Raw genomic sequence first — 20,873 nt, 5'->3', positions numbered from 1 at the left:
TGCCCCACGAAGCCTGGGGAACTTACTCGGTGAGCAGCGGGCCGGTTTGGCCGAGTTGTCAGCGACGTTCGGCTGCTCAGGTCGACGGAAGCGTGAAGTACGCTTCCTCCTCCTGCGCGAAGTGCAGCGTCAGCACCGCGTCCAGGCCGTAGAGCGTCGCCCGCAGGTCGTCCACCTGGTCGGGCTGGATCCCGCCGGACGCCTCGGCGACGTGCCGCTGCAGGCGCCGGGCCAGGCGGCCGATCTCCGCGTGCTCCCGGCTCATCGTCACCGTGCCCTCCGGGCCGCCGAGTGCCGTGGCCAGTGCCGGGTACAGCTCGGTCTCCTCGGCCTGTTCGTGCGGCAGCAGCTGGTCGGTCAGCGACCGGCACGCGGCCCGGACCGCCGCGTCCGCAGCCGGGGTCGCGCCCTCGGCCAGTGCATCGGCGGCCTGCCGGACCGCGGCGCGCGCCGGGAGCAGCCGTTCGTGCTCCGACTCGAACCGCCGCACCATCGCCGCCGGCGCCGGCCCCCGTGCCTTCCGGTCGCCCAAGGCGCGCAACGCGTTCAGGATCACCACGACGTCGATGGCTTCCTGGACCAGGGCACCCGCCACCGGGACCAGGAACCCGCCGGCCGCGGCGAGCATCGCCAGCAGCGACAGCAGCGTCCCGGCCACCGCGCTCTGCACGGCCAGCCGGTGCGACCGGCGAGCGATCTCCGCCGCGTCCGCCAGCCGGTCGAGGCGGTCGTCGAGGATCACCGCGTCGGCGGCCTGCGCGGCCGCCGTCGCCCCGCGCGAGCCGAGTGCGACCCCGACGTCGGCCGCCGCCAGCGCGGGCGCGTCGTTGACGCCGTCGCCGGTCATCACGGTCACGCCCCGGGCGCAGGCGGCCGCCACCGCGGCGACCTTCCCCGCCGGCGTCACTTCGGCGTCGACGTCGTCCAGGCCGAGCATCGCGGCGACCTCCTGGGCGTTGTCGACGCGGTCGCCGGTGAGCAGCCGGACCTCGCCGATCCCGGCGGCCCGCAGCCGCCGCATGGTGCGGGCGGCGTCGGGCCGGATCGGGTCCTTCGCGAGCAGTGCCGCGACCGGCTCACCGTCGAACTCCACCCACAGCACGGACGCGAGGTCCAGCCGGCCGCGCCGGGCGGCGCCCCGCGCCCACGCCGGCAGTCCGGCCCGGCGCGAGCGGCCCACCCGCACCTCGCGTCCGCCGGCCCGGCCGCGCACACCGGCCCCGACCTCCTCGGTGACGTCTTCGGCGGCCGCCGGGGTGACCCCGGCCGAAGCGGCGGCGCGCACGACGGCTGCCGCCAGTACGTGCGGCGAGTACTGTTCGACGCCGGCCGCGCAGGCGAGGACTCCGGCCACGTCGTGTTCCGGCGCGCAGACGACGTCGGTGATCTCGGGCCGGCCGCGCGTCACGGTGCCGGTCTTGTCCATCAGCAGGACGGAGGCCCGGCCGAGCGCTTCGAGCGCCGCGCCGTCCTTCACGACCACGCCGGCCTTCGACGCCCGGGACATGCCCCCGGTCACCGCGATCGGGACGGCCAGCAGCAGCGGGCACGGCGTCGCCGTCACCAGCACCGCGACCGCCCGGCCGGGTTCCCCGCTCAGCAGCCACGCGAGTGCGGCGATCAGCAGCGCCGCGGGCAGGAACCAGATCGCGACGCGGTCGGCGATCCGGGCCACCCGCGCCGTGCGGGCGGCGGCCTGCTCGGCGAGCCGCACGACGCCGGCGTAGGCGCTGTCGGCCGCGGCGGCGCTCGCCCGGACGTCCACGGCGGCACCCGCGTTGACGACTCCACTGTGGACGGTTTCGGCCGCGGGCCGGGTCACCGGCAGGGGTTCGCCGGTCAGCGCGGACTCGTCGAAGGTGCCGCCGTCCGGCAGCACGCCGTCGACCGGTACGACCTCACCCGGCAGCACGACGATCAGCTGCCCGGACCGCACCTCCTCGACCGGGACGGTCTCCTGGCCGGTCTCGGTGCGCAGGTGTGCCACGCGCGGCGCCCGGTCGAGCAGCGCTGTCAGGTTCCGGCTCGCCCGCCGCCGCGCCCCGGCTTCGAGGACGCGTCCGGTGGCGACCATCGCCGCGACGATCGCGCCCGCGAGGTACTCCCCCACCGCCAGGGTGGCGACCAGCGCGAGCACCGCGAGCAGGTCGGCACCCCAGCGCTTGGCCCGCAGGTCGGCGACGACCCACACGGCGGCCGGGATCAGGGTGACCAGGTCCGCGGCCGCCCAGACGGCGTTCGCCGCGACCGGGGCGGCCAGCCACCACGCGACGCCGCCGGCCGCGACGAGCGCCACGACGGTGGCCAGGAGCCCGGCTTCCCGCACACGATCACCACGCACGGGGTACCTCCGCGTGACCGGTCAGCAGCGCCGTCAGGGAGTCCGGCAGCGCACGGAAGACGTCCTCGAGCCGGCCGGGCGGGCACAGCTCTTCCAGCGCCGCCGTCACGGCCGCGGCCGCCGCGGGGACTTCGGCGCGGGTGGTGTCCGCCGAACCGGCGAACCTCGCGACGAAGCCCGGCACGTGGTAGCGGGTGGGCACGTGGTGCGGGGTCCAGCTTTCGTAGAACAGCCCGCGCAGCAAGTCCGGCAGTGACGCGGCGAAGCGGGCGGCGGACTCGACGGTGAGCCGGTCCCGGACGGTGTGCAACCACGCCCGGAGCATCCGGTAGGCGACCGCGCGGTCGTCGGTGCCGAGCCGCTCGCCCACGGCGGCCAGCCATTCGGCCGCGATCTCCGCTGCCCCGGCGAAGGGGACTCCCGGGTGCCGCATGCGCACCTCCCGTTCGATCGGAAGCACCAGGGTCGCCCCGGCGACCGCGCCGGAAAAGGGCCTAAGGGCCTCGACCGGGTCACCTCGGCGTACCCGCGTGGAAGCCCTTCGGCCCTGGGGGCCGCCGCCCGGCCCGGAAAGCATGGGAGCACGCGATCCGAGGAGGAACGATGGACCACACGACGCCCGACGCCTACACCGTGAGGGCGGCCGTCGCGCTCGCGGTGCGGGCCCCATCGGTGCACAACTCCCAGCCGTGGCAGTGGCACTTCAGCGGCCGCACGGTCGAGCTGCGGGCCGACCCGCGCCGCCGGCTGCGGCACGCCGACCCCGACGGCCGCGACCTGCTCGTCAGCTGCGGCTGCGCCCTGCACCACTTCACGATCGCCGCCGCGGCGATGGGCTGGGCGGCGCAGGTCCACCGGCTGCCCGACCCGGCGCGGCCGGACCTGCTCGCCCGCATCGACCTGGTGCCCCACGACACCCGCGACGCCGACATCGCCCTCGCCGCGGCCATCCCCCGCCGCCGCTCGGACCGCCGGCGCTACGCAGCCGGGCCGTTGCCGGTGCGCGACGAGATCTTCCTGCAGAAGAGCGCGGCCGACCGGGACGCCGTTCTGCGGATCGTCACCGAAGCACCCCGCCGGTCGGCGCTCACGGGCGCGGCCACCGAAGCCGACGGCCTCCACCGGGCGGACCCGGACTACGAGATCGAGCTCGCGGCGTGGAGCGGACGGAACTACGCACCGGACGGAGTACCCGCGCGGAACGCGGTCCGTGCCCCCGCTTCGCCGCACGAACTGCGGGTCCGCGAGTTCGCCGGCGCCCGCTTGCCCGACACGGCGGGTCCGGACGGCGCCGCCCTCACCGTGCTGGCCACCGCGGGCGACACCGCCCTCGACCGCCTCCACGCCGGCGAGGCCACCAGCGCGGTCCTGCTCACCGCGACCCGGCTCGGCCTCGCATCGTGCGTGTACACCGAGCCGTTCGAGCTCACCAGCACGCGCGCCCTGGTCCGCGACTGCGTCCTCGACGGACGGCTCGAGCCGCAGCTGGTCATCCGCGTCGGCCACCTGCCACCGGGCGCGCCCCCGCTGCCGGCCACACCGCGACGCCCGATCAGCGAGGTCCTGCGCCCGGTCCCCCACCCGTACGGCGCGGGCCTGCCGATCCCGGAGCAGCTGCGGGCGCGCTGACCGCCGGAAGGGCACAGCGTGCCGAGCGCCTGCACCGACACGCAGGCACAGGCGACAGCCCGGGCTCGTGGCATCACCGCGAACACCGGTGGGGAAACCGTGGTGCACGGCCGCGACGGCCGGATCCGGCAGAAGGACACCTCGCCGAAGGGGCACGACCCGAACCCGCCGCGCGACAAGAACCGAAGCACCTACGGGAAAGACCTCCGTCCACTCAGGACGGAGGCCTTTCCGGTACCTCGCTCAAGCCACGTCGTTCCAGACGTAGTCCAGGCGGTTGCGCACCTCCACGACGCCGGACAGCTCCTGGATCAGCCGCGTCACCGGGTCGATGTCGCTGCGCCGCTCCACGCGGCCCACGACCGTCACGATGCCGGCGCGCACCTCGACGCGCACGCGGTCCGGGCCGAGGTTCAGCTGCTCGCGCAGCACCCGGTCGCTCACCTCGCGCTCGAGGTCCGCGTCGCCGCGGGTGAAGACCGAGACCAGGTCGCGGCGGGACAGCACGCCCGCCACCTTTCCGCCGCGCAGCACGAACAACCGCCGGACGCCGCTGTGCGCGAACGTCGCGGCCGCCTCGGCGAGCGTGGCGCCGGCGTCGATCGTGACGGCCGGGCTGGTCATCAGGTCCTTCGCCACGCACGCCGTCGCCTTGCGGGCGAGCCGGCGGTCGCGCCACCGGGGTTTGCGGTCCCACAGGTGCGGGAGCAGATCCGCCTCGGAGACGACCCCGACGAGCGCGCCGGTCTTGTCCAGCACCCCGACCGCGCTGATCCCGTTGCCGGTGAGCAGCTGGGCGATGTCCTTGAACGGCGTCTGCACGGAGACGGTGATCGGGTCGGCGGTCATCACCACGGACACCGGGCCGGCGTTCATGTTCACACCTCTTTCTCGGTACGGACGACCATGACGGGGCAGCCCGCGTGGTGCAGGAGCGCCTGGCTCGTCGAGCCGAGGACGAGGCCGGTGAAACCGCCGCGGCCGCGGCTGCCGACGACGACCAGCTGCGCGTCGTGACTCGCCGAAAGCAGGCGGGCGCGGGGTTTGTCGTGCTCGACCCGGCGCTCGACGGCCACGTCCGGGTACTTCTCCTGCCACCCGGCGAGCCGCTGCGCGAGCAGCCGGCGGCCGGAATCCTGCAGACCTTCGCCCTGGAACGCGACGTTGCCGTCGCTGAACAAGCCGGCGGTGTCGCCGTCGTGCCACGTGTACAGCGCGATCAGCGGGGCGTTGCGGAGCGAAGCCTCCTCGAAGGCCCACGCGATCGCGGCCTCGCTGAGCGGGCTGCCGTCGGTGCCGACGACGACCGGGCCGTCGGCGTTTTCGTTCCCGCGCACGACGACCACCGGGCAGTGCGCCTTGGCCGCGAGGTCCACGTCGGGCGAGCCGCTGAACAACCCCGCGATCGAGCCGACGGGCTCCCCGGTGACGAGCAGCCGGGCCCGGCCCGACACCTCCAGCAACCCCGGAACCGGCCCGCGGTCACTGGTCTCGGTGGCGATCTCCAGCCCGGGAACGGCGGCTTCGAGGGTGGCGCGCGTCTGCCGGACCAGCTGGTCGGCTTCCGCTTCCTTGACCGCGAGCCAGTCCGACGGCGGGTAGAGCTTGCCGCCGAACGCGGCGTCTTCGTAGCCGTATGCGGTGAAGACGAGCAGCGAAGCGTGCCGGCGGGCGGCTTCCCCGGCCGCCCACAGTGCAGCCGCGGCAGCCGTTTCCGAACCGTCCACGGCCACCACGATCGGTGGGTTTCCGGTTGCGCTCATGACGTTTCCTCCGGGGGGTCAAGTTCGTGGCCCCGACGGTAGGTCGCCGCCGGAAGCACCCGCTGCGGTCGTTCGTCCTCGCCCCAGGTGACCTTCGGCCGCTCCTGGTACGCGGCCAGGCGGGCATCGTGAGCGGGGAGGAGGTTCCGCGATGCCCCAGGAATGGCGAGACGCCGCGGCGACCGTGCCGGTGCTGGTCACGGTCGCCCTGTACGTCGATTACCTGCCCGACGGAACGGCGCTGTGGGTACACGGCGCTCGCGCCATGGCCGCGACGGCGCTCGCGCTGGGCCTGACCGCCTGCGTGCTCGGGGCGCAGCGGTGGACCCGCGCGTCGCTGTGGCTCGGTGTCCCGCTCGGCGTGGCCGTGCTGCTGTTCGCGGTCTTCACCCTGGTCACGGGTGACCGCCCGACGCTCGCGGTGCTCATCGGGCTGATCGCGGTGCTGTGGGCGGCCACGACGGTCCGGCACTTCCGGATCCCGGTGAGGCGGCCGTGACCGTCCGGCTGGGGCCCGGCTCAGCCGGCCCGCAACACCGCCGCGCCGTTGACCCGGTCCGCGGCCAGGTCCGCCAAGGCCTGGTCCGCCTCGCCCAGCGCGTACGGCACCGTGCTGACACCGAGGTGGTGCACCCCGGCGAAGGCCAGGAACTCCCGCGCGTCGGCCCGGGTGTTCGCCGTGACACTGCGCACCTGACGCTCCTGGAACAGGTGCTGCTGGTAGTTCAGCGCGGGCACGTCGGACAGGTGGATGCCCGCGATCGCCAGCGTTCCCCCGCGGTCCAGGGCGGCCAGCGCCGGGAGCACCAGTTCGCCGGCGGGCGCGAACAGGATCGCGGAATCCAACGGCTCCGGCGCCGGGTCGGCGGCGTCGCCGGCTGAGGCCGCACCCAACGCCAAGGCGAGCTCGCGCGCTTCGGCGCTGCGCGTCATGACGTGCACGGTGGCACCTCGCGCGATCGCCACCTGGGCGGTCAGGTGCGCGCTGCCGCCGAAACCGTAGATCCCCAGCCGTCCGTTCTCCGGCACCTCGGCCCGGGCGAGCGCGTGGTAGCCGATCAGCCCGGCGCACAGCAACGGCGCCAGCTCGTCGTCGGAATAGCCGGTGGGCAGCGGCAGTGCGTAGGCCGCCGGGACGACGGCGTACTCGGCGTACCCGCCGTCGGCGTCCCAGCCGGTGTAGCGCGACTCCGGGCAGAGGTTCTCCCGCCCGCACAGGCAGTACCGGCAGCGGCCGCAGGTTCCGCGCAGCCACGCGATCCCCACCCGGTCACCGGCCGCGAAGCCGGTGACGTCGCCGCCGGGCGCGACGACCTCGCCGACGACCTCGTGGCCCGGCGTCACACCTTCGCGGTGCACCGGGAGGTCGCCTTCCGCCACGTGCAGGTCCGTCCGGCAGACGCCGCACACCAGCACGCGCACGAGCAGTTCGCCGTCCGCAGGGCGCAGCACCGGTACCCGCGACCGGTCGAGGGGGCCCGTGGCGATCGGCCCGGGCCGGGTCACGCGCCAGGCCGTCATGGTTGCCGGCAGGTTCACGACGGGCCTCCTGCGCTCGCGGGACTCTCCCGCCCAGCATGCCGCCACCGGACCGCGGCCGGAAGTCCCACCACCGGAGGACTTCCGGCCGCAGCCGCCCAGGGCGGTGCCACCTACGGTCCGGCTCACGACACCCGTATTCAGGAGCCGCCATGACCACGACCGATCGCCCGATCGTCACCGGAGTGGACGGGTCGGGCGAGGCGCTCGACGCCGTCCGCTGGGCCGGCCGGACCGCCCGCCTGCACGACGCCCCGCTGGAAATCGTGCACGCCCTCGACTTCCCGGCGCTGCTCGCCGGCGGCGTCGTCCCCCCGCCGGAAGAGATGAGGGACGTCCTGCGCGCGCACGGGAACCGGTACCTGCGCGCCGCCCGCGAGATCGCCGAAGCGCAGGGCGCGCCCGCGGTGACCGCCCGGCTCGACCCCGACCGGGCCGCACAAGCTCTCATCGAAGCGTCGCGGAAGGCCGCGCTCGTCGTGGTCGGTTCCGGCGGGCACGGCCGGCTGACCGGTCTCCTCGCCGGCTCGGTCGCCTCCGCCGTGGGCGCGCACGCGTGCTCGGACGTGGTGGTGGTCCGCGGCGACACGTGGGACGAGCCCGGCGCGGAAGACCGTCCGGTCGTCGCCGGGATCGACGGCAGCGAGCAGAGCACCCGGATCCTCGCGACGGCCGTCGCGGAGGCGAAGGCGCGCCACGCCCGCCTGGTCGTCGTGCACGCGTCGGCGGACGATCCGCCCCGCCCGGAGACCGAGCCGCACCTGGACCCGCAGGCTTCCGCCGAAGCCGGGCAACGGCTGCTGGCCGGGCTGACCGGCGAGCACGACGCCGGCGACGTCCGCATCGACCGGGTCGTGGTCCGCAGCCATCCCCGCCGCGAGCTGATCGGGCAGAGCACGACCGCTCAGCTCGTCGTGCTCGGCGACCGCGGCCGCGGCGGGTTCCCCGGCCTGCTGCTGGGCTCCACCGGCCAGGCGCTGCTGCACAACGCGTCGTGCCCGGTGTACCTCGTGCGCACCGCCACCTGAGACGACCGAAGTCCTCACGCGGATGGGCCTTCGCCCCACCGGAACCGGGGCCGGGAGGCCCCGGCGACCGGGGCGGTCCGGCCCTCGCCGCCCGGCCCCGCCCGGCGGAGGCTGGGACCGGACGAAAGTGAGGCACACCATGGACGCCCAGCCCGGACCCGCCCCGGCGACCACCGCCGAACCGACGTCCCCCCGCCGCAACCGCCGCGACCGCCTGGCCCTGCGGCCCGCGGGCGTCGGCGACGCCCGCTACGCCGACGTCGCCGACCGGCGCCTGGCGCGCACGCTCACCGCGGAAGACCAGTCCGAAGAGGACGGTCTGGACGCACTGGAGCGCGTCACGTGCCGCACCCACCGCCGCTGGCTGCACGACTGCGTCGCCTCCCCGCTGCACGTCGTCATCGTGACCGGCACCCGCTGGTGCCGTGCCTGCGAATGCGCCCTGAACGTCGCGGTCGACCAGCTGGCCGGCGACGTCTCGGTGCACTGCCCGTCCTGCGGCGAAACCCCCGCGACGCGCGCCACCCGCCAGCTGGTCCGCGCCTGCCGCGCCAGCCTCGCCGCCGCGCACGACCACTGAGCCGGCGATGACGCGCAGCCGGTTGTACCGCAGCGGTGTCCTCGAGGCGGAGGACTTCCCCGCCGCCGAGGCCGCCCGCCACCTCGCCGACCCGTCGGTGACCCTGTGGCTCGACCTGGACGCGCCCACCGCTCAGGACCTCGCGGACCTGACCACCGAGTTCGGCCTGCACCCGCTCGCCGTCGCGGCCGTGCTCGACGACGAGCACCAGCGGCCGAAGCTCGTCCGCTACGACCGGCACGCGTTCCTCGCCGCGTACCTCGTGCGGGTGACCGACGGCGCGCTGACGGCGTCGGAGCTCGACGCCTTCGTCACCGACCGGGTGCTGATCACCGTGCACCACAACAACACCGCCGACATCGACGCGCTCACCGCCCGCTGGGACAGCACGCCCGAACTGGCGAAGAACGGCGCCGCGTTCCTGCTCCACGGGCTGCTCGACTACCTGGTCGACGCGCACCTGGACGCCGTTCAGGTGCTGGACGAGCAGGTCGAGGCCCTCGAGGACCTGGTGTTCGCCGACCACGTCGACCACACCGACCTGCAGCGCCGGTCCCTGCGGCTGCGCCGGAGCCTCAGCCGGCTGCGCCACCTGGCCGTGCCGATGCGGGAGATCGTCGCCTCGCTGATGCGCCGCGACGACACGCTGCTGCCGTACTTCCAGGACGTCTACGACCACGTCCTGCGCGTGACGGAGTGGACGGAGTCGCTGCGCGACCTGATCGCGACGATCCGCGAAACCCAGCTGAGCATCCAAGGCAACCGCCTGAACACGATCATGAAGAAGGTGACGAGCTGGGCGGCGATCATCGCGGTGCCGACGGCGATCACCGGCTTCTACGGGCAGAACATCCCGTACCCCGGGTTCGGCCAGGCTTCGGGGGTGTGGGTCTCGACGCTCGCCATCCTGCTCATCTCCGCGACGCTGTACGCGCTGTTCAAGCGCCGGGATTGGCTCTGACACTGCCGCGACGCGGCTTCTCCGCGGTCACCGGTGCCGCTCTCGCGCGCCTGCCCGGACCGCGGTGAACCGCAGCCACAGCAGCTTGTCCACCTCCACCACTGCGAACGCCGCCACCGCAGCGCCCAGCACCCACAGCCACGACGAAATCCCGACCGGTGCGGTGTGGAACCACGAGTTCATCACCGGCACGTAGGTCAGCAGCAGCTGAAGCCCGGCCGTCAACCCCACGCCCAGCGCGAACATCCGGCTGTGCCCCGGCCACGCGCGCAGCACCGGGCGGTCCAGCGAACGGCAGCTGAGCAGGTAGGCGGCCTGCACCCCGACGAACACGTTGATCGCGGTCGTCCGCGCCTCCGCCACCGGCTCGCCCAAGCCCAGTTGCAGGCGGTACGCGCCGAACGCCGCCACCACGAGCAGGAGCGAGACGAGCACGACCCGGCGCAGCAACGCCGCCGTGAACAACGGCCGTGAAGGAGGTCGTGGCGGACGCCGCATGACGCCGGGCGACGTCGGCTCGAACGCCATCGTCAAGCCCAGGAAAACCGCTGTGGTCATGTTGATCCACAGGATCTGGACCGGCACGATCGGCAGCGTCGCGCCGAACAGGATCGCGACCAGCACGACCATGCCCTCGCCGATGTTCGCCGGCAGCGTCCAGGCGATGAACTTGCGCAGGTTGTCGAACACCCCGCGGCCCACCCGCACGGCCGCCTCGATCGACGCGAAGTCGTCGCCGGTGAGCACCATGTCCGCGGCCTGGCGGGCGGCGTCGGTCCCGCCCGCGCCCATCGCCACCCCGATGTCCGCGCGGCGCAACGCCGGCGCGTCGTTCACCCCGTCGCCGGTCATCGCGACCACGTGACCGCGCCGCTGCAACGCCTGCACCAGCTCGAGCTTCTGGCCCGGCGACACCCGCGCGAACACCTGGGTACCCGCCACGGCGTCGTCGAACTCCGCGGGCGGCAGCTCCGCCAGCTCGGCCCCGGTGAGGACCCGCGGCGAGTCGGCCAGCCCCACGGCGCCCGCGACGGCGACCGCCGTTCCCGCGTGGTCGCCGGTGATCATCTTGACGTCGACCCCCGCGCTCCGGCAGGCCTCGATCGCGGTGATCGCTTCCGGCCGCGGTGGATCCTGCATCGCCTGCAGGCCCAGCAGAACCGGCTCCGGCGCGAGGCGGGCGAACGCGAGCACCCGCAAACCCTGCGCGGTCAACGTCCGGTGCAGCCGGTCGAGGGCCTCCCGGTCGAGCGGACGCTCGCCGCCGCCGGGCACCACCTCGGTCACGCACCGGGCCGCGACCTCTTCGACCGCGCCCTTGAGGTAGCCGACCGAGCCGTGCACCGTCGTCATCATCCGCGTTTCGGACTCGAACGGGACGGTTTCCGTGCGGGGCGCGGCGGCCCGGAGCGCGGCGGGGTCCAGCCCGGCCTCGATCGCGGAGCCGAGCAGCGCGATCTCCGTCGGGTCGCCCTCGTCGAGCTCCGCGTCGTTGCACAACACCCCGGCGACCAGGCATTCCCGCAGCTCGCCGCCGGCGACGGGAACCAGCTCGCCCGCCGCCGCGAGGGTGGTCACGGTCATCCGGTTGCGGGTCAGGGTGCCGGTCTTGTCGGTGCAGATCACCGTCGTCCCGCCGAGGGTCTCCACCGCGGGCAGGTGCCGGACGATCGCGCCGCGCCGGGACATCCGCACGACGCCGATGGCCAGCACGATCGCGACCGCGGCCGGCAGCCCTTCGGGGATCGCGCCGACGGCGAGGGCGACCACGGCCGTGAACACCTCCGGGGCCGGCGTACCCCGCACGACACCGAGCACGAACGCGCCCGCCGAGACCGCGACGATCACGAAGCTCAGCTGCCGGGAGAACCGGGCCAGCTTGCGCGTCAGCGGCGTGGTGACGGCTTCGGCCGTGGCCACCAGGTGCTGGATGTCGCCCAGCTGCGTGGCACCGCCGGTCGCGGTGACCAGGCCGCGAGCCTGGCCGCGGGTCACCAGCGTCCCCGAGTACGCCGAGCCGGCGCGGTCGGCGACCGGGGCCGCCGCGACCACCGGCTCGACGGACTTCACCACGGGCACCGACTCCCCGGTCAGCGCGGACTCGTCGATCTCGGCCAGGTGCACTTCGGCGAGCCGGACGTCGGCGGGGACCCGGTCGCCAGCGGCGAGCTCCACGACGTCACCCGGCACGAGCTCGGCCGCCGGGATTCGCCGCGGGACACCGTCGCGGACGACGGTCGCCGTCACCGGGACCATGGTGGACAAGGCTTCCAGCGCCCGCTGCGCCCGTGACTCCTGCACGAACCCGACGACGGCGTTCAGCAGCACCACCCCGCCGATCACCCCGGCGTCCACGTGCCCGCCGAACACCCACGTCACCCCGCCGGCGAGCAGCAGGACGTAGATCAGCGGGTTGTGGAACTGGACGAGGAACCGCCACAGCGGCCCCGGTCCGGCGGGGACGCTGACGGTGTTGGCGCCGAACCGGCTCAACCGCGTACCGGCCTCGGCGCTGCTCAACCCGCGCCGCGGATCGACGCCGAGCCGCTCGGCGACGGCGGCCACCGGCAGCGCGTGGAACTCACCCGTGCCGGTCACTGTTCCCGAGTTCACTGTGCCGCCTCCACGTTCTGGCCGTCGTCCGTTCCCCTGGTCGCCGCGGCCAGCCGGGCGGCGAACCTCGCCGGGGTCGCCGCCGCCGCCCGCAGCACCCGCTGCCGGCCGGCGCCGCCGCCCAGGGTCTCGAGTTCGCGGCACCCGCGGCGGACCTCGTCGAGGTCGCCGGCGGCCCGCAGCGCCGGCCGGACGTACGCCAGCAGGTCTTCGACGAGCTTCTCGGCCGGGGCCGTCGATCCGGTGGTGACGTCCAGGCCCGGTCCGGCCAGGCCGTGCCGGGCGGCGGTCCGGAGCGACCGCAGGACCACCGAGTCCGGTGTGCGCCGCGGCGGAGCGTCTTCGCCGAGCGCCGTGACCACGAGCGCCCGCACCAGCCCGGCGAGCACGACGGCGTCCCCGACGTCCAGGCAGACGTCGGCGATCCGGACCTCCACCGTCGGGTGCCGCGGTGACAGCCGGGCGTAGAAGTACACGCCGCGGGCGTCCGGCGCGGCCCCGCTCCGGATCGCTTCCCCGATCGCCGCGTCGTACTCGGCGACATCGCGCCACGCGGCGGGCGGCCGGGCCGTCGGCCAGCGCGACCAGAGGGGGTACCGGGCGCTCGCCCAGCCCGAGTCGAGACCGTCGACGTAGGGCGAGTTCGCGCTCAGCGCCAAGAGCACGCCGAGCCACGGCCGCAGCCCGGCCAGCGCCCGGATCCCCGCCGCCCGGAACGGGATGCCGACGTGGACGTGACAAGCGCAGGTGCCCGTGCGCTCGACCAGTGCCGGGAACCGGGCCGCCAGCCGCTCGTACCGCGCGTCGGCGGTGACCAGCGGCACGGCACCGAACGGCGCGACCGCGGTGGCCACGGCCAGGCAGCCCGCCTCGTCCGCGGCGTCGCCCAGCCGCTCGCGCAGCCGGGCCAGGTCCGCCCGGACCTCGGCGAGCGACCGGCAGACCCCCGTCATCGTCTCGACCTGGAAGCGCAGGAACTCCGGCACCACACCGGGTTCACCGCCCAGCGCGCCGAGGACCCGCGGCGCCGCCGGGACGGCCACCCCCGTCCGCGCGTCCAGCAGTACGAACTCCTCCTCCACCCCGACCGTCGGCTGGCCCCCACGGCGGTCAGGACACGATGCGGCCCAGTGCCGCACCCCACGCCTCGGCGCGCTCGGCCTCTCCGGGCTTCAAGCCGTCTTCCGGTGCCGTCCCGACGAAGAAGCTCTCCGCGGGCACGACGAGCCGGCACCCGCGCCGGCGCAGCCGCTTGGCCTCGCCCAGCGACGCCGCCCCGGTGAGCACGCGTGCCTTGTCGATCCGGGTGTCGAAGGTCGCGGCCGGCAGCCCGGCCGGCACGGTGCCGACGGAGTCCAGCCACTCGCGAACCCCGGTGTGCGAGCGGGTGGGGCCGTGGGCCTGGTCCTCGGCCGACTTCCGCGTCGCGGCGCGGCTCATGCCGTGCACGTGGGTCGGGCCGCCGACGACGAGCAAATCGACGCCTGTCAAGTCCGATGGCGCTTTGTCGACGTTGACCACCTCGACCGGGGCGGACCCGGCCAGTCCCTTGCCGATCGCCTCGGCCACCTCTTCGGTGGCACCGAACATCGATTCGAAGACGACGAGGATCCGCATGTCCGTTCCTTTCAGTGCTCGAGCCGCACGGGTTGGCGCGTGAGCGCTTCGATGTCGCCGACGGCGACGTCGAGCAGGTTGTGGGCCAGGTCGCTCAGCGCGCGCGACGTGGCGAGCTCGTCGCCGATCTCGGGCACGTCCCGGTCGGCCGGGTTGAGCCGCGCCACCCCGACCCCGGAGATGCGGGTGTCGTCGGCGGTCTCCAGCCGGGCGGTGGCGCGGGTGCGGCCGTCGTCGTCTTCGTCGATGTGCACTTCGACGTGCCAACGCTTCTCGTGCATGGCTTCCTCCTCAGGATTCTTCTGGCACCATTTCGATGGCGCCGCAGGGACATTCGGCGACGCAGATCCCGCACCCCTTGCAGTAGTCGAGATCGATCGCGTACTTGTCCCCCGGCTCGAGCTTGATGACGGCGTTGTCCGGGCAGACGCCGTAGCAGTTGTCACATTCGAAGCAGTTGCCGCAGGAGAGGCAGCGGCGGGCTTCGAACAGCGCGGTCGACGCGTCGAGGCCGCCCTTGATCTCGTCGAACGTCGACACGCGCCGGGACAGGTCGAGGTGCGGGCGGACCTTGCGGTCGGCGTCGCTGTAGTACCAGGTGTTGAGGTTCTCGAACGTCGCCGGGCGCGGGTCCCGTGGTGCGTCGGCGGCGGTCCCGCGCAGCCAGGAGTCGATCTCCCGGGCCGCCTTCGCGCCGTGCCCCACCGCGACGGTCGCGGTGCGCCCCGAAGGCACCATGTCACCACCGGCGAAAACGCCCGGGTGCCCGGTCATCAGGCCCGGGCCGACGCGCACCACGCCGTCCGCGGTTTCGACGTCGGCCACTCCGTCCACCAGGGACAGATCGGCGTCCTGGCCGAGGGCCAGCACGACGCTGTCGGCGGCCAGCCGCTCGAACTCGCCGGTCGGCTGCGGGAACCCGGACTCGTCCAGGCTCATCTTCTCGACGGTGATGCCTTCGCCGTCGACCTCCTTGATCGTCGACAGCCACCGCATCGCGACGCCTTCTTCGACCGCCTCGGCCACCTCGGATTCGTGCGCGGGCATCCGGTCCCGGGTGCGGCGGTAGACCACCACCGCATCGGTGGCACCGAGCCGCTTGGCCGTGCGGGCGGCGTCCATCGCGGTGTTGCCCCCGCCGTACACCGCGACGCGGCGGCCGAGCAGCGGCCGCTCACCGCTTTCCAGGTCGTGCAGCAGGGTGATCGCGTCGAGCACCCGCGCCGAATCGCCGGCCGGGAGGTAGGCCCGCTTGCCCACCTGCGCCCCGACCGCGAGGAAGACGGCGTCGAAGCCGGCCTTCGCGGAAATGACGTCGGTGACGCGGCTGTTCTGCTCGAACACCACGCCCATGCCCCGGATCCGGCCGATTTCCGCGTCGATCACGTCGCGCGGCAGCCGGTAGCGCGGGATGCCGTAGCGCATCATCCCGCCGGGCGCCGCCTCGGCGTCGCGGACGGTCACGGCGTGCCCGAGCCGGGCCAGGTGGTAGGCCGCCGACAACCCCGCCGGGCCGGCGCCGACGACGAGCACCCGTTTGCCGGACGGCGCCGCGACCGGGATCGTCCAGCCCCGCTTGATGCCTTCGTCACCGAGGAAGCGCTCGACGGAGTTGATGCCGACGGCTTCGTCGAGCTGGCCGCGGTTGCACGCGCTCTCGCACGGCCGGTAGCAGATCCGGCCGAGGACGGCGGGCAGCGGGTTGTCGGCCATGATGCCGCGCCACGCGTCCTGGTAGTCGCCGGATTCGGCGTGGTAGAGCCACTTCTGGATGTCCTGCCCGGCCGGGCAGGCCTGGTTGCACGGCGGCAGCAGGTCGACGTAGACCGGCCGCTCGGTGCGCCACGCGCCGGTCTTGTTCGCCCGGCTCGAGCCGACGTCGAGCGTGATCGCGAACGGCTTCTCGTGCTCCACCTCAGACCTCCCCGAGCAGCTTGTGACGGCGGATGTTCCGGTCGGCCTGCGCCTGGATCCCCGCGATCACGCCGGTCCGCGGCTCGTCGCCGAACAGGTGCGCGTACCGCGTCTGGAGCCGCAGGTAGTCCTCGACCGGCACGCGGTGCCGGATCTTCGAGGTCGCGACGACCTCGCCGTGTTCGGCCTCGAACACCGGGAAGAGCCCGCTTTCCTCGGCCAGCCGGGCGATCCGGATGGTGTCGTGCGATGCGCTGCCCCAGCCGAGCGGGCACGGCACGAGGACGTGCAGGTACCGGGCACCGTGGAACTCCATGGCCCGCGTGACCTTCGCCTCCAGATCGCGCAGGTCCGCGACGGTCGCCGTCGCCACGTACGGGATCTCGTGCGCCATCGCGATCATCGGCAGGTTCTTGCCCTGGCCGAACACCGCGCCGGGTTCGGGGCCGACGGCGGGGGTCGTCGCCGTGCGCGCCGCGGCCGGGGTGGCCCCGGAGCGCTGGACGCCGGTGTTCATGTACGCCTCGTTGTCGTAGCAGATGTAGAGCACGTCGTCGTCGCGCTCGAACATCCCGGACAGGCAGGCGAACCCGATGTCGACGGTCCCGCCGTCCCCGCCCTGCCCGACCACGCGGACGTCGTCGCGGCCCTTGGCCTTCATCGCGGCGGCGACGCCGGTGGCCACGGCCGGCGCGTTGCCGAACAGCGAGTGCAGCCACGGGATCCGCCACGACGTCTCGGGGTACGGCGTCGAGAAGACCTCCAGGCAGCCGGTGGCGTTGACCGCGACCATCCGGTTCCCGGTGGCGCGCATGGCCGCGTCGAGCGCGTACCGGGCGCCCAGTGCCTCGCCGCAGCCCTGGCAGGCCCGGTGCCCGCAGTCGATCGAGTTGATCCGCCTCCGGTCGGACTGGCCGCTGCGCTGGTCCTCACCCAGCAGCCGGCCACCGACCGCGAAGCTGCCGGTCTGGTAGAACTTGATCGGCATCACCGCCATGTCATCACCCGATTCCGGAAGCGACCGCACCGAGGTCGCGCAGGATGTTCTCGGCTGTCGGACCGGAGCGCCGGGCCGCGGCGAGGCGGCCCAGCTCGCGGTCGATCAGCGAACGGTCGAGGTCGAGGAAGGTCAACGGCGGCAGCCGGTCCGCTCGCAACATCCCGGACAGGGACGGCTTCGTGATCGCCCGGCCGCCCAGCCCGGCCACCACCGTGTGCACCTCGGTCGCGGGCGCCGCCGTGACGACGTTCTGCGTGACGATCCCGCCGACGCCGGGCTCGAAGGCCCGCTCCAGGACGACCACGCGCCGCGCGTGGCCGATGGCCGCCCGGACGGCCTCGGCCGGGAACGGCCGGAAGCACGTCAGCCCGAGCACGCCGACCCGCAGGCCGTCCGCGCGCAGCTCGTCGACGGTGTCCTTGAGCGTGCCCAGCACCGAGCCGAGGGCGAGCACGATCGTCTCGGCGTCTTCGGTGCGGTAGGACCGGGTCAGGCCACCGGAGTTCCGGCCGAACGCCTCGGCGAGGCGGTCGGCGACGTCGGGGACGACGTCGAGCGCTTCCATCAGCCGGGCGTGCGCGAGGTACTTCACCTCGGTGAAGGCCTCGGGCCCGACCATCGCGCCGATCGACGACGGCTCGTCGGGGTCGAGGACCTGCCGCGGCTCGTACGGCGGCAAGAAGGTGTCGACCTCCTCCTGCGCCGGCGTGTCCACCGGTTCCCAGGCGTGGGTCAGCACGAAGCCGTCCATGCACACCATCACCGGCGTGGACAGCTCCTCGGCGATCCGGAACGCCTGGACGTGCAGGTCCGCCGCTTCCTGGTTGGTCTCGGCGTAGAGCTGGATCCAGCCGGCGTCGCGCAGGGCCATGCTGTCGCTCTGGTCGTTCCAGATGTTGATCGGCGCGCCGATCGCCCGGTTCGCCACCGTCATCACGATCGGCAGGCCGAGCCCGGCGGCGTTGAAGACGGCCTCGGTCATGTACAGCAGTCCCTGGCTGGCCGTGGCGGTGTAGGCGCGCGCACCGGCGGCGGACGCGCCGATGGCGACCGACATCGCGGCGAACTCCGACTCGACGTTGACGAACTCGCACGGCGTGAGCGCACCGGACTTCACCAGCTCCGCCAAGCCTTCGACGATGTGGGTCTGCGGCGAGATCGGGTACGCGCAGACGACTTCGGGGCGGCACAGCGCGACCGCGCCGGCGACGGCCCGGGAACCCTCAATCTGCCTGAGCACCGGTCAGCTCCTCCCGCTCGGCGCGGACGAACGCGTGGGCCGCGGTGGCCGCGGCGATGTTCCCCTCGGCCTTCGCGCCGCGGAAGCGACCCGAGATCGCGGTGAGCACCGATGCGATCCCGACGACTCCGCTCAGCGCGGCGAACCCGCCGAGCAGGGCCGCGTTCGGCACCGGACGGCCGAGGTGCTCGCGCGCGAGCTCGGTCGCCGGGACGACGAGCAGCCGCTCGCGCCGGAAGCCGCGCACGAACTCCCCCAAGCCCAGCTCTTCGAAGCCGTGCGCGGAGTTCACCAGCAGGTACCCGTCGGGCTTCAGTCCCTCGAAGACGTTCACCTGGTGCAACAGGGTGGCGTCCTGGATGATCAGCGCGTCCGGTGCGGTGATCGGCTCGCGCGTCCGGATCACCGCGTCGGAGATGCGGCAGAACGAGACCACCGGCGCGCCGGTGCGTTCGGAGCCGAAGCTGGGGAACGCCTGCGCGTGCCGTCCCTCCGTGAACGCGGCGACCGACAGCAGTTCCGCCGCGGTCACCACGCCCTGGCCGCCGCGCCCGTGGATGCGAACCTCTGTCATGCCGGGGCTTCGCCCCGGGCCGGGGGCTTCGCCACCCGGACCCCCGAAGGATGTGGTCGTGGTCATGAGCTCGGGTACTTGGCGAGGATCTCGCGCAGCGCCGAAACGAACCGCAGGGACTCGTCGTGGTCGCGCTGCCAGACGTTGCGGCCGAAGATCAGCCCGGTCGCGCCGGCTTCCATCGACTCGCGCGCCTTCTCGAGCATCGCGTCGTCACCGGCCTTGCCGCCACCCGAGACCAGGAGCAGGGTGCGCCCGGCCGAGCGCACGACCGCGTCGATCGCTTGCTGGCTGGTCGTTTCCCGGGCGTAGCCGCCGGGAACGTTGTCGATCTTCGCCGGGTGCGGGAAATTCACCTTGACGACGTCGGCGCCGAGTTCGGACGCGGTCCGGGCGGCGTAGTCGACCGCGTAGAACGAGTCACGGCCACCCTTGGCCTCGATGGCCGAGCCGCGCGGGTAGGCCCAGACGATCAGCGGCATGCCGAACCGGTGCGCGTCGGCGCGGACCCGTCGCAGCTGCGCGAAGTCCTGCTCCTGCGCGGGCGTCCCGACGTAGAGCGTGTAACCGACGGCGTCGGCGCCGAGCCGGACCGCGTCCTCGACGCTGCCGTGCAGCGGGGACAGCGCCTCGGCGTCGGACGGGATCTCGGTCTTGCCGTTGAGCTTCAGCACCAGCGGCAGTTCGCCCGCGTAGTCCCAGTAGAACTTCTCGGCCAGCCCGATCTGGATCGCGATGCCGTTGAAGCCGCCCTCGAGCGCCAGCTTGAGGATGTACTTCGGATCGCCCGCGGCCGGGTTGGCGAAGAAGTCACGGGGCCCGTGCTCCAGGCCCTGGTCGTAGGGCAGGAAGAATGCGGTGCCGTTGCGCAGGCCGTGTTCGTGCAGGATGCGGTGCAGCCGGGTCTTCTTGCCGGTGTTCAGCCCGAGCTCGGCCAGCGGGGGACGGTGCGCCATGGCGGCCTCCGGAGTCGCTGATGCGTGACGAGCCCAGCAAATCGCGCGGTGACGGCCGCCACCGCTGGCGAACGCCACCGGCACCGGGGCCCTCGGTCACCGGCCGCGAGGACCATCGGCACTGCCGCTCGCGGGCTCGCGGTGCGGAGACTCCACGGCATGAAGGTCGACGAACTGATCGCGAAGGCGAAAGACGGTCTGGAGACCAGGATGGTCTACGGCGAGCCGTACGAGGTCGACGGCGTCACGGTGATCGTGGCTTCGTCCGTCGGCACCGGCGGTGGCGGCGGGGACGGCCGCGACGAAAACGGCCGCTCCGGCGAAGGGGGCGGCTTCGGGCTGTCCGCTAAACCGGTCGGGGCGTACGTCATCAAGGACGGCAAGCTCCGCTGGGAGCCGGCGGTCGACGTGAACCGCCTCCTGGCGACCCTCGGCGCGATCGCCGTGGCCGCGCTCTTCGCCGCGACGCGGCTGGCCAAGCTCAAGTACCGCGCGCAGCCTGCGGCCGGCGAATCCTGAGCGCGGCCTACCCGGCCGGTTCGGCGGACCGATCTTCTTCCTCACCGGCCATCCGGACCCGGTCGGTGAGCGCCTCGCCGATCGACGCGGGCTGGGCGGCCCGCTCCCGCAGCGCTTGGGCGATCTTGATGAGCACCACGGTGAATTCGCGGATGTGAGCCGGTTCCGAGCGCGCGACCGACTGGTACACGTCCTCGCGGAACAGTGCGAACGAGGCTTCGATCGCCCTGCGGCCGACGGGGGTCAAGACGACCAGAACGCTGCGCCGGTCGGTCGGGTGCCGTTCGCGCCGGGTGAACCCGGCGGCCTCGAGCCGGTCGAGGAGCGCGGTCACACTGGCCGACGCGATGCCCAGCCGTTTCACCAGTGCCGACGGCGGCAACTGCCCCTCGTGCAGCAGCTCGCCCAGCACTGCGGCCTCGTGGACGCCGATCCCGAGAGCGGACGCCACCGCGCGCCGGTACTCGTCGGTGGCCACGATCACCGCTCTCAGTTGCTCAGCCAGACGTTCCATACTCACAACCCACAAGATCGCAGTCGAGATAACTAGCTTAACTAGATACTAGCCCACCTAGGCTCCCGCAGCTCGTGATACTCCA

At 73.6% G+C, this 20,873-nt stretch carries 21 protein-coding genes and 1 pseudogene; 7 read left to right on the top strand and 15 right to left on the bottom strand.

Going from position 1 to position 20,873, the window contains the following annotated elements:
- Positions 1-76: 76 nt before the first annotated feature.
- Positions 77-2,341, bottom strand: a complete 2,265-nt coding sequence (locus MUY14_RS08320) for a heavy metal translocating P-type ATPase (RefSeq protein ID WP_247022212.1) — start codon at positions 2,339-2,341, stop codon at positions 77-79.
- Complete coding sequence (locus tag MUY14_RS08315) at positions 2,331-2,774, bottom strand: DUF2267 domain-containing protein (protein ID WP_247022210.1); 444 nt, start codon at positions 2,772-2,774, stop codon at positions 2,331-2,333. Before MUY14_RS08315 ends, MUY14_RS08320 begins: the two co-directional genes overlap by 11 nt.
- Before the next feature lie 170 nt (positions 2,775-2,944).
- Here MUY14_RS08315 and MUY14_RS08310 point away from each other — a divergent pair, with 170 nt between their 5' ends.
- Positions 2,945-3,970, top strand: coding sequence for an Acg family FMN-binding oxidoreductase (locus MUY14_RS08310; protein WP_247022208.1), 1,026 nt, complete (start codon positions 2,945-2,947; stop codon positions 3,968-3,970).
- A gap of 18 nt (positions 3,971-3,988) precedes the next feature.
- Positions 3,989-4,051, top strand: a pseudogene (locus MUY14_RS47255) (hypothetical protein); the annotation flags it as partial.
- A 162-nt stretch (positions 4,052-4,213) separates the two neighbouring features.
- On the opposite strand, the gene MUY14_RS08305 reads toward MUY14_RS47255, so the two are convergent.
- Positions 4,214-4,846, bottom strand: coding sequence for a CBS domain-containing protein (locus tag MUY14_RS08305; RefSeq protein WP_247022206.1), 633 nt, complete (start codon positions 4,844-4,846; stop codon positions 4,214-4,216).
- Positions 4,847-4,848: 2 nt separating this feature from the next.
- Positions 4,849-5,733, bottom strand: a complete 885-nt coding sequence (locus MUY14_RS08300; RefSeq protein ID WP_247022204.1) for a universal stress protein — start codon at positions 5,731-5,733, stop codon at positions 4,849-4,851.
- A 151-nt stretch (positions 5,734-5,884) separates the two neighbouring features.
- On the opposite strand from MUY14_RS08300, the gene MUY14_RS08295 reads away from it, so the two are divergent.
- Positions 5,885-6,232, top strand: coding sequence for a hypothetical protein (locus MUY14_RS08295; RefSeq protein WP_247022202.1), 348 nt, complete (start codon positions 5,885-5,887; stop codon positions 6,230-6,232).
- 20 nt (positions 6,233-6,252) lie between these two features.
- Here MUY14_RS08295 and MUY14_RS08290 read toward each other — a convergent pair whose 3' ends face one another.
- Complete coding sequence (locus MUY14_RS08290; protein ID WP_247025081.1) at positions 6,253-7,254, bottom strand: zinc-binding alcohol dehydrogenase family protein; 1,002 nt, start codon at positions 7,252-7,254, stop codon at positions 6,253-6,255.
- Positions 7,255-7,424: 170 nt separating this feature from the next.
- Here MUY14_RS08290 and MUY14_RS08285 point away from each other — a divergent pair, with 170 nt between their 5' ends.
- From MUY14_RS08285 to MUY14_RS08275, 3 genes are all read left to right on the top strand, one after another.
- A complete protein-coding gene (locus MUY14_RS08285; protein ID WP_247022200.1) occupies positions 7,425-8,300 on the top strand; it encodes a universal stress protein in 876 nt (291 codons plus the stop codon).
- 139 nt (positions 8,301-8,439) lie between these two features.
- On the top strand, positions 8,440-8,880 hold the full coding sequence (locus MUY14_RS08280) for a hypothetical protein (protein ID WP_247022198.1): 441 nt from the start codon (positions 8,440-8,442) through the stop codon (positions 8,878-8,880).
- Positions 8,881-8,887: 7 nt separating this feature from the next.
- Positions 8,888-9,841 (top strand): magnesium transporter CorA family protein, encoded by a 954-nt coding sequence (locus tag MUY14_RS08275; RefSeq protein ID WP_247022196.1) that lies wholly within the window; start codon positions 8,888-8,890, stop codon positions 9,839-9,841.
- A 27-nt stretch (positions 9,842-9,868) separates the two neighbouring features.
- Here MUY14_RS08275 and MUY14_RS08270 read toward each other — a convergent pair whose 3' ends face one another.
- From MUY14_RS08270 to MUY14_RS08230, 9 genes are all read right to left on the bottom strand, one after another.
- Positions 9,869-12,439 (bottom strand): HAD-IC family P-type ATPase, encoded by a 2,571-nt coding sequence (locus MUY14_RS08270; protein ID WP_247022194.1) that lies wholly within the window; start codon positions 12,437-12,439, stop codon positions 9,869-9,871.
- A gap of 11 nt (positions 12,440-12,450) precedes the next feature.
- On the bottom strand, positions 12,451-13,593 hold the full coding sequence (locus MUY14_RS08265) for a glutamate--cysteine ligase (RefSeq protein WP_281506269.1): 1,143 nt from the start codon (positions 13,591-13,593) through the stop codon (positions 12,451-12,453).
- Positions 13,565-14,071, bottom strand: a complete 507-nt coding sequence (locus tag MUY14_RS08260; protein WP_247022189.1) for a flavodoxin domain-containing protein — start codon at positions 14,069-14,071, stop codon at positions 13,565-13,567. The genes MUY14_RS08265 and MUY14_RS08260 overlap by 29 nt, the downstream gene beginning before the upstream one ends.
- Positions 14,072-14,082: 11 nt before the next feature.
- Positions 14,083-14,352 (bottom strand): DUF1876 domain-containing protein, encoded by a 270-nt coding sequence (locus MUY14_RS08255; protein WP_247022187.1) that lies wholly within the window; start codon positions 14,350-14,352, stop codon positions 14,083-14,085.
- Positions 14,353-14,362: 10 nt separating this feature from the next.
- A complete protein-coding gene (locus tag MUY14_RS08250; RefSeq protein WP_247022186.1) occupies positions 14,363-15,985 on the bottom strand; it encodes an NAD(P)-binding protein in 1,623 nt (540 codons plus the stop codon).
- Position 15,986: 1 nt separating this feature from the next.
- The gene (locus MUY14_RS08245; RefSeq protein WP_247022185.1) at positions 15,987-16,982 is read right to left on the bottom strand and encodes a thiamine pyrophosphate-dependent enzyme; all 996 of its coding nucleotides are present in this window, start codon (positions 16,980-16,982) and stop codon (positions 15,987-15,989) included.
- Between the two features lie 4 nt (positions 16,983-16,986).
- Positions 16,987-18,225, bottom strand: coding sequence for a transketolase C-terminal domain-containing protein (locus MUY14_RS08240; protein WP_247022184.1), 1,239 nt, complete (start codon positions 18,223-18,225; stop codon positions 16,987-16,989).
- Positions 18,209-18,799 (bottom strand): 2-oxoacid:acceptor oxidoreductase family protein, encoded by a 591-nt coding sequence (locus tag MUY14_RS08235; RefSeq protein ID WP_247022182.1) that lies wholly within the window; start codon positions 18,797-18,799, stop codon positions 18,209-18,211. Before MUY14_RS08235 ends, MUY14_RS08240 begins: the two co-directional genes overlap by 17 nt.
- Before the next feature lie 62 nt (positions 18,800-18,861).
- Positions 18,862-19,755, bottom strand: a complete 894-nt coding sequence (locus MUY14_RS08230; protein WP_247022181.1) for a class I fructose-bisphosphate aldolase — start codon at positions 19,753-19,755, stop codon at positions 18,862-18,864.
- Positions 19,756-19,914: 159 nt separating this feature from the next.
- On the opposite strand from MUY14_RS08230, the gene MUY14_RS08225 reads away from it, so the two are divergent.
- Positions 19,915-20,274 carry a spore germination protein GerW family protein gene (locus tag MUY14_RS08225; protein WP_247022180.1) on the top strand — a complete coding sequence of 120 codons (360 nt, stop codon included), beginning with the start codon at positions 19,915-19,917 and terminating at the stop codon, positions 20,272-20,274.
- Positions 20,275-20,281: 7 nt separating this feature from the next.
- On the opposite strand, the gene MUY14_RS08220 is transcribed toward MUY14_RS08225, so the two are convergent.
- A complete protein-coding gene (locus tag MUY14_RS08220) occupies positions 20,282-20,788 on the bottom strand; it encodes a MarR family winged helix-turn-helix transcriptional regulator (RefSeq protein WP_247022178.1) in 507 nt (168 codons plus the stop codon).
- Positions 20,789-20,873: the final 85 nt, after the last annotated feature.

Origin of the sequence: Amycolatopsis sp. FBCC-B4732 (genome assembly GCF_023008405.1) — a bacterium.
GTDB lineage: Bacteria > Actinomycetota > Actinomycetes > Mycobacteriales > Pseudonocardiaceae > Amycolatopsis > Amycolatopsis pretoriensis_A.
This window is presented reverse-complemented; position numbering and strand designations above follow the sequence as displayed.

Coding starts and splice junctions, on each gene's coding strand:
- MUY14_RS08315 (WP_247022210.1), bottom strand. CDS start 2,774: ATGCGGCACCCGGGAGTCCCCTTCGCCGGGGCAGCGGAGATCGCGGCC.
- MUY14_RS08310 (WP_247022208.1), top strand. CDS start 2,945: ATGGACCACACGACGCCCGACGCCTACACCGTGAGGGCGGCCGTCGCG.
- MUY14_RS08305 (WP_247022206.1), bottom strand. CDS start 4,846: ATGAACGCCGGCCCGGTGTCCGTGGTGATGACCGCCGACCCGATCACC.
- MUY14_RS08300 (WP_247022204.1), bottom strand. CDS start 5,733: ATGAGCGCAACCGGAAACCCACCGATCGTGGTGGCCGTGGACGGTTCG.
- MUY14_RS08295 (WP_247022202.1), top strand. CDS start 5,885: ATGCCCCAGGAATGGCGAGACGCCGCGGCGACCGTGCCGGTGCTGGTC.
- MUY14_RS08290 (WP_247025081.1), bottom strand. CDS start 7,254: ATGACGGCCTGGCGCGTGACCCGGCCCGGGCCGATCGCCACGGGCCCC.
- MUY14_RS08285 (WP_247022200.1), top strand. CDS start 7,425: ATGACCACGACCGATCGCCCGATCGTCACCGGAGTGGACGGGTCGGGC.
- MUY14_RS08280 (WP_247022198.1), top strand. CDS start 8,440: ATGGACGCCCAGCCCGGACCCGCCCCGGCGACCACCGCCGAACCGACG.
- MUY14_RS08275 (WP_247022196.1), top strand. CDS start 8,888: ATGACGCGCAGCCGGTTGTACCGCAGCGGTGTCCTCGAGGCGGAGGAC.
- MUY14_RS08260 (WP_247022189.1), bottom strand. CDS start 14,071: ATGCGGATCCTCGTCGTCTTCGAATCGATGTTCGGTGCCACCGAAGAG.
- MUY14_RS08255 (WP_247022187.1), bottom strand. CDS start 14,352: ATGCACGAGAAGCGTTGGCACGTCGAAGTGCACATCGACGAAGACGAC.
- MUY14_RS08245 (WP_247022185.1), bottom strand. CDS start 16,982: ATGGCGGTGATGCCGATCAAGTTCTACCAGACCGGCAGCTTCGCGGTC.
- MUY14_RS08235 (WP_247022182.1), bottom strand. CDS start 18,799: ATGACAGAGGTTCGCATCCACGGGCGCGGCGGCCAGGGCGTGGTGACC.
- MUY14_RS08230 (WP_247022181.1), bottom strand. CDS start 19,755: ATGGCGCACCGTCCCCCGCTGGCCGAGCTCGGGCTGAACACCGGCAAG.
- MUY14_RS08225 (WP_247022180.1), top strand. CDS start 19,915: ATGAAGGTCGACGAACTGATCGCGAAGGCGAAAGACGGTCTGGAGACC.
- MUY14_RS08220 (WP_247022178.1), bottom strand. CDS start 20,788: ATGGAACGTCTGGCTGAGCAACTGAGAGCGGTGATCGTGGCCACCGAC.